This is a genomic window from Calditrichota bacterium (genome assembly GCA_014359355.1).
In the GTDB taxonomy this organism is placed as follows: Bacteria; Zhuqueibacterota; Zhuqueibacteria; order JANLFK01; family Oleimicrobiaceae; genus Oleimicrobium.
Map to the genome: position 1 here is coordinate 1 of JACIZP010000290.1, position 7,330 is coordinate 7,330.

General features: G+C 60.7%; 7 protein-coding genes. All 7 read right to left on the minus strand.

Annotated elements, in window-relative coordinates:
- Nucleotides 1–114: 114 nt before the first annotated feature.
- The gene (locus tag H5U38_12420; GenBank protein MBC7187829.1) at nucleotides 115–759 is read right to left on the minus strand and encodes an energy transducer TonB; all 645 of its coding nucleotides are present in this window, start codon (nucleotides 757–759) and stop codon (nucleotides 115–117) included.
- Nucleotides 760–771: 12 nt separating this feature from the next.
- Nucleotides 772–1,188, minus strand: coding sequence for a biopolymer transporter ExbD (locus H5U38_12425; protein ID MBC7187830.1), 417 nt, complete (start codon nucleotides 1,186–1,188; stop codon nucleotides 772–774).
- Between the two features lie 45 nt (nucleotides 1,189–1,233).
- Nucleotides 1,234–1,638, minus strand: coding sequence for a biopolymer transporter ExbD (locus H5U38_12430; GenBank protein MBC7187831.1), 405 nt, complete (start codon nucleotides 1,636–1,638; stop codon nucleotides 1,234–1,236).
- Between the two features lie 17 nt (nucleotides 1,639–1,655).
- Entirely contained in the window at nucleotides 1,656–2,270 is a 615-nt protein-coding gene (locus tag H5U38_12435; GenBank protein MBC7187832.1) for a MotA/TolQ/ExbB proton channel family protein, read from the minus strand.
- A gap of 315 nt (nucleotides 2,271–2,585) precedes the next feature.
- Nucleotides 2,586–4,142: a S41 family peptidase gene (locus H5U38_12440; protein ID MBC7187833.1), complete on the minus strand. Its 1,557-nt coding sequence runs from the start codon at nucleotides 4,140–4,142 to the stop codon at nucleotides 2,586–2,588.
- Between the two features lie 29 nt (nucleotides 4,143–4,171).
- Nucleotides 4,172–6,334, minus strand: a complete 2,163-nt coding sequence (locus H5U38_12445; GenBank protein ID MBC7187834.1) for a DUF1926 domain-containing protein — start codon at nucleotides 6,332–6,334, stop codon at nucleotides 4,172–4,174.
- A gap of 61 nt (nucleotides 6,335–6,395) precedes the next feature.
- The coding region (locus tag H5U38_12450) for an isocitrate/isopropylmalate dehydrogenase family protein (protein MBC7187835.1) at nucleotides 6,396–7,330 on the minus strand (935 nt) is incomplete at its 5' end.

Here is a 7,330-nt window from a genome sequence, read left to right on the forward strand (position 1 = left end):
GGCTGCACGAGCTCGTCACCTCACCATTTCGATCCGGACGTGGATATGCCTATCAAAGAAGAAGGCGGTGCTCAACACCGCCTTCATGCGTTGCGCTATTCTGCTCCGCTCGGTCTATTTCAGCTTGAAGATCACAGGGATGCCGATCTGCACGGTAACCGGTTTGTCGCGCTGCTTGGCCGGTTTCCATTTCACCGCCTTGACCGCCGCAATGGCTGCCTCATCGCACCCGTTGTTGCCCAACGAGTTCTGCGCCCAGGCCTTGATCACCTCGCCCTTGTCACTAATGACGGCGATGACGTAGACCTTGCCTTCCACCCCGGCCTTGCGCGCGATCTCCGGGTACTTTAGCGCCTGCTGGATGGCCTGGAAGCCACCGATCGGCTCGGGTGGCTCGTCCCAGGCCACGAAGATCTGCGCGGACTCGTCTACTTGCTCCGGGGGCGGAGGTGGCGGGGGCAGCTCCGAGAGGTCCAATTCCGTGGTGGAAATGGTCTCGTCCTCAGGGATGTCCTCGCTCTCGCTCTCAATGGGGACGGCCGGGCGGCTCGTGGCAGGTGGGCGATCCATCTGCTCCGTGGGCGGGATCTCATCGACCTGCATCTTAAAGTCGATGCTCTCCACCTTCTCGGTCTTGATCTCGTACCGTTTGGAGGCCTGGAACATCCCGATGAGCAAGACCAAGGCCAGCACCATGGAAAGCTGGAAGACCTTCCGGTACTGCAGCCTGAGGTCTGCCTTTGGGTCTTTCCTCAACATGGCTCCATCACCTCACTCTCCGGCAGGTTTTGCCGAATAGTTAACATTCAGGGCGTCGGCCTTGCGCAACTCCTCCTGAATGTCGATGACCACCCCCATCTGCGCATCCTTGTCCACGCGCAGGGACACCACCTTCAGGGGGTGTAGGGGGTCGGTGCGCTTCTTGTACATGATGCCGGAGATGTCGCGCACGTCCACCAGTTTGTCATCGACCGAAATGCGCTGGAACCGATCCACCCATACGTAAGCCACATCGCGCTTGCCGGGGAGTTTCTCAATCTGTTTTGCCCGTGGCAGCACCACCGGCAGACCGCGATATTGCTTAAAGACGGTCGCCACCAGAAAGAAAAGCAAGAGCATGAAGATGATATCCGGCAGCGAGGCCGTCGGGATAGCGGCGGAAGCCTTCTCTTTCTTCCGGAACTTCAATTCTTTGACTCCTTCCCGTTACCAGATGTTCCCGGAGCCGCCGTCTTAAGACTCGGGCTCGGCGATGGAGATGCGTGGCGCCTTGGCCTGCTTCACCTGATCCAGAACCGCAATGAACACCTCGTAAGGGGTGCGCCTGTCGGTCTTGACGGAGACGATGAGCTGCGGGCGCTCGGCCAACCTGGTCTTTATAGCCTCCCGAATCATCTTCACTTCGATCGGCTGCTTGTCCAACATCACCTGCCCGCTCGCGTTAATCAGCAGGTTGGCGATGTTTTCCTTCCGCACCTCCTTGGTCTCACCCTTGGGCGGAAGCGCAAGGCCGATTCCCTTGTCCACGTCAATGGTGGTGGTCAACAAGAAGAACGTGAGCAAGAGGAAGACAATGTCCGACAGGGAGGCCTGCGGGATTTCGAGCTTGCGCTCTTTTCTGCGCTCCACTAACATTATGGGTTCCTCGCTCAGAGCTACTTGGTCTTCTCCATCTCCACCAGCGTGTCGATAAAGTCGACCGAGCTCTCCTCCATGTCAATGACCAAGCGGTCGATGCGTGACACGAAGTAGTTGTGGGCCGCCTGCATGATGATCGCCACGATCAACCCGAACACGGTGGTGAGCAACGCTTGTGAAATACCGTCGGCAACGATGGTGGGGGAAATGTCGTTAGCCTTAGCAATGGCGTCAAACGCGGTCACCATGCCCCATACGGTACCCAAGAAGCCAAGCATGGGTGCCACACTCACTACCGTGGCCAACCAGACCAGGCCTCTTTCCAAGAATGCCATCTCGATAGACCCAGCATTGACAATAGCCTTCTCGACCTGGTCAATGCCACGGTCGGCGCGCAGCAAACCGGCGTGGAAGATTGCCGCCACCGGACCACGCGTCTTCTCGCACAGTTCCAGCGCCTGCTTGACGCCACCTGTCTTGAGCGCGTCACGAATCTGGCCCAGGAACTTCTTCGTCTTGACCGAGGCCCTTGACAGGGTCCACAGACGCTCAAAGCTGATTGCCAGGCCGAGGATGAGCAGCGCCAGAATCGGCCACATGAACGCGCCGCCACGAAGATACAGTTCGACCATGCTCCCTTCTCCTCTTCAACAAGTTAGAAACCTGCAACGGACGGCCCATCTATTCTGTGCGTAAGTATAGCGAATTTTTGCGTAAATGTCAATACTTTTTTCTCGCTGCTGCAGTTTCTGTGCGCCGCACTGCTCTCGCCGCCACCTCCTCTGCGCCTCTCTGAGGATCTTTGCGGAGTCAGCGTCTTGATCAGGGGACAAGGTGGCCCGCCCCTCCATTCGTCCGCCTCTCGCCATGGGATGCTGAGCGAGCCACTGCGGTCCCCTCCACGCCGTACTCAGTGCAGCCACCCGGCGTCTGCAGGAATTCCCTCCCTACTCCCCGCTCTGTGCACGCGACGCGCGGCTTCGTACGCCCGCCTGCACCAAGCGCTGCGCCTCCGGAAAGTGCGCCAGCGCCGCTTTCACCTGGGCGTCCTGGGCGACTGCTACCTCGTAGAACCGCTCGGTACCCCACAGTTGTCGGGCAATTTCGCTCTTGATAACCTGCCGCCATAGTTCTCGCTCTGCCTGTGCCACATGCTCGTCGACGCCTACCCTCCGGCGCAGCAACAGCCGGCGGAACTCGAGGAGCATCCCTTCGTCCACCACAAAGCGCTGTTTGAAGGCAGTGAAGTTCCGTGCAAGGTTGCGGTGTCGGGCAGCGTATTCGGCCCCATATTCGAAGAAGAGCCCATCGGCCATTAACTGCACGGTGAGCGCACTCAGAGCAGGGGCGGCCACCTCGACGTCCGGCACGATGCCGCCGCCCCCGTAGACGGTCCGGCCACCCATGGTGCGAAACTGGGGGCGCACGGGTGTAGTCTGCTTAGGGGGTGCGTTGCCGTTCCCCAGTTCCAAGTCCTCAAGTGAACGTTGAATCAATCGCCCACTTGGGGTGTAGTAGCGGGCTATGGTGATGCGCAGGGCGCCACCGTCGCTCAGCCGTACCTCACTCTGTACGAGGGCCTTGCCAAAAGTCGGCTCTCCGACGATGAGGGCCCGATCCCAGTCCTGAAGAGCGCCGGCCACCACTTCCGCGGCACTGGCAGAGCCGCCGTCCACCAGCACCACGAGGGGAAGGTCGGCGTAGGGCGTAGGGTCTGACGAGCAGAGCTGGTCACTGGCGTGGGCTCCACGTCCCCGGGTGTAGACGATCGTCCTCCCGCCAGGAATGAAGCGGTCGGCCACCTCATAGGCCTGTTCCAGGAAGCCACCGGCATTGGAGCGCAGGTCGAGGAGGAGTTGCCTCATCCCCTGCTGCCGCAATTCGGCCAGCGCGCGGTCCAACTCGTGGCTGGCGGTGCGGGAGAAAGAGGCCAGCCGCACGTAGCCGGTGTGCGCCTCCACCATGAAGGCACAGGCCACACTGGCCAAAGGGATGCGCTCCCGCTGCAGCTGCACCTTGAGCAGTTCGCTCGTGCCAGGCCTCCGCAGGCTTAGGGTCACGGTGCTGCCTGTCCTGCCGCGCAGACGCTCTTCGATTTCCCCGGCGTCCATGCCCAAAGTGGACTGCTCATCAATGCGCAAGATGCGATCGCCAGGCCGAATGCCCGCCCGCTCGGCTGGGCTACCGCTCTGCGGGGCCACGACCACCGGCACCTTGTTCAGCACGAGGAACTCGATCCCCGTGCCCTCATAGTAGCCGTTGTGCCGCTGTTCACTTTCCGCCACTTTGCTCGCCGGTATGTACGTGGTGTGCGGATCGAGCTCGCTGAGCATGCCGCGAATTGCTGCGTCCACCAGTCGACCGGCGTCCAGCTCCTCCACGTAGTAGCGGCGCACAGTGTTAAAGACCTCCACGAAGCGCCGCACGTGGTCCTGGGCAGCAGCGACCGTGGCTGCCGCCCTGCTCTCAAGGCGAAGAGCAAAGGCCGCAGAGAGGAATAGCACGGCTCCTGCTGTCCATTTCAGCCGGATGCTCAACCGCCAAGCACCTCACACTTCATGCGGACTTGTACCCGCCAGCTTTCGCCAGCCGGTAGCAGCACGCGCCACAAGGGCACGATAGCTGAACTTTGGTAGACGCGCTCAAACCCACCTTCCGACTGTGAGATCGTCTCGATGGGAAACCGCCAGACCCTCGCTGGCAGATCGAAGCCGAGGCTGACGCGAAGTTGCCGCCACTCGTCGGTGAGCGCTACCTCCTGCACTCGTTCCTCTTCACCGGTGCTCGCCAGGTGGGCTTGGGCGGGCTTACGCCCGTCAAAGGTGAAGTAGCGGTCCGGCGCCTGGCCCGCCTGCAGGGCTACGTTGAACTCGACACCAAAGAGCAGCTCAATATCCTCCCGTTCGGGATTGCGCAACTCATAGCTGGCCAGCACTTCGTCGCTGCCCGCGCTGACCACCACCCGCTTGGTGAGCTCGAGAGCACGCACAACAGTTCCTACTTTTACCTGGCCATTTCTGCGTAAAACGATCTCAGTTGCGCCGCGCTCTTTAGCCACGGCGAGCTCATACTGGCCGCCCACAAAGTCCCCGTGCTCGTCGTAGCGTGCAGAGGCCAGTTGCTCAAGCGTCGTGTCCGGCCCCAGAAAGTGGTCGACGAGGGACTTGTGCTCATACCAGTCGTAGTGGAGGCGGCGCTCAAGGCCTTGCTCCTTCACGAGAACGAGGTCGTGAATGCTGGCCACGCTCTTCTGCCCTGGCGAATCCTGCGCGCCGCTACTGGCAAGGGCGAGCTTGCGATGGTACCCCTCCTCCCGGCGGGCGATAGTGTCCAGGAGATTGAGCGCCTTTGGTTTGTAGTCCCACTCGGTCAACACGCCCCCCTTTGCCGGCGCGAGGTAAAGGTTAAAGCGGTCGGTCTCTGCGATGACCTCGTTGTGGCCGTCCGCGTCAAAGTCGGTGACCTGCACCGTCACCCATTTCTTGGCGCGGCCGGCATGCTCCACACGGTCGAGGAGCACCTCCGCGGAGATGAGCTCTTTGTAGATGGCTGCTCGTAAGTTATTCAGGTACAGCCCTCCGAACACGCCGTGCCAGTAGGGACAATTGCACTGCCCTGCCCAAAGGTGGTCGCGGGCCTGGGAGATGAGCTTGCTGCGGTGCCCCTGTGCCAGCCGTGAGACTCTCCTGCTGACGCGCAACATGCGCTTGTGCATGTGGTTGGCTTCAGGGTACTTGGCCAAGAAATTCCGCCAGAAACCTCCGCGCACGAACACCTTGTAGCGCTCCAGGAGCTGCGCCTGGGCGAGCTTCTGCTCAAAATCCTCGTACTCGTGGATGGCCCGCGCCGGGAGCGCCCATTCCATCATCTCGCGGTAGGAGGCGGTGGGAAGGTAGACCCGCCCCGCCGGGGGGAGCTGCTCCAAGGCCTCGGAGAAGTGAACGATGGTGATCCAATCGCTGTTTTCCTCGAGGGAAATGAGGAAACGCTCCAGCCACCGGTCGGCGTAGCAGTGCTTATGCGTGCCTGGCCAGATGCCAAACTTCTCGCCATCGTCGGCAAAGACGATGAGTCGATTGCCGTCCTCGGTAGCCAGGGAACGGAGGTAGTCAATGGTCACTTCCGGTTCCTGGAACGGGATGGTGTAGCGCAACCGCTCACTAATGGGAAACACGGCGAGAGTATCCCCCTCGTTCTCCGTGAGGAAGTATCCCAGGAGTTCCTCTTCGCGCAGGCCGGCGTACTTGAAGTGCGAGTCGTCCACCACCGTGTAGCGAATCCCGGCTCTGCTGAGGGGTGTTGGCAGGTGTGGTTCCCAGATGCGTTCGGCCAGCCACATGCCAGTGGCCTGGTAGCCAGTCAGCCTGGCGACGTAGCTGGTCAGCTTTTCGATCTGACCCAGCTTGTCTTCATCAGGGATGGTGATCATGATCGGCTCGTAGTAGCCGCCCGTCATCATTTCCACCTGGCCGCGGGCCACCATCTCGCGCAGCAGCGCCACAAACTCCGGATAGCGCGTCGCGATCCACTCCAAGAGAATCCCCGTGTAGTGGAGAGCGACTTTGATGCGAGGGTGGCGATGCAGGGCCTCCAGGAAAGGACGATATGCCCTGTCAAAACCCTCTTGGAAGACAAAGTCAAAGTTGCCCACAGGCTGATGGCTGTGGACGCCAAGTGCGACGTTGATTTTCCTCACTCCATCCCTCGCCACTCTCTTGCTCTGTCCTGGTGATCGGCTGCCGCTTCCTGCCCGTGGCTCACAGCTTGCTGGCTACGGCCTGGGCCATATCCAAGGTGCTTGCATTGCCTCCCATGTCGTAGGTGCGCACCTTGCCCTCTTTGATGACTTGAGCAATGGCACCTTCCAGCCGCGCCGCCATGTCCTTCTCGTCAAGCCAATCGAACATCAGCTTGACGGCCAGGAGCATGGCCATCGGGTTGACTTTATACTGGCCGGCATATTTGGGCGCGGAACCATGGGTGGGCTCGAAGATAGCGTAGTTGTCACCGATGTTGCCGCTGCTGGCAAAACCCATTCCCCCCACCAGCTGCGCGCACAGGTCGGAGATGATGTCACCGAACATGTTCGAAGTAACCAGGACACCGTAGTCCAGCGGGTTCTTCAGCAGCCACATGCAGATGGCATCGATATTCGCCTCCCAGAGCTGGATGTCCGGGTATTCCTGGGCCACCTTGCGTGCCTCGCGGATCATCAGCCCCGAGGTCTCGCGGATGACGTTGGGCTTTTCCACCACAGTCACGCTCTTGTAGCCATACTTGCGCGCGTACTCGAAGGCATCGCGCACAATGTTCCTGCTCGCCTGCCGCGTGATGATGCGCAAAGAGATGGCCATGTCTTCATCGGCCACGTTGGCAAAACGGCGCATCTTGGGGTGATGCTCGTCCAGCACCTTGCGCACCGCAGGCGGCACAGGGTGGAACTCGACTCCGGCGTACAGGTCTTCCGTATTCTCCCGAAAAACCACCAGGTCAATCCCTTCGCGATAGTTCAAGGGATTTCCTTCGTAGGCGCGACATGGCCGCAGATTCGTGCGCAGGTTGAACTCCTGGCGCAACCGCACGATCGGGCTCGAGTAGACGAGGCCTTTGCCCTGCAGCTCCGGGATGAGCTCCTTCTCCGCCTCCTCCTTGGGCTTCGAGGTGATCGCCCCGAAAAGGCAACAATCGGTCT

Coding starts and splice junctions, on each gene's coding strand:
- H5U38_12420 (MBC7187829.1), bottom strand. CDS start 759: ATGTTGAGGAAAGACCCAAAGGCAGACCTCAGGCTGCAGTACCGGAAG.
- H5U38_12435 (MBC7187832.1), bottom strand. CDS start 2,270: ATGGTCGAACTGTATCTTCGTGGCGGCGCGTTCATGTGGCCGATTCTG.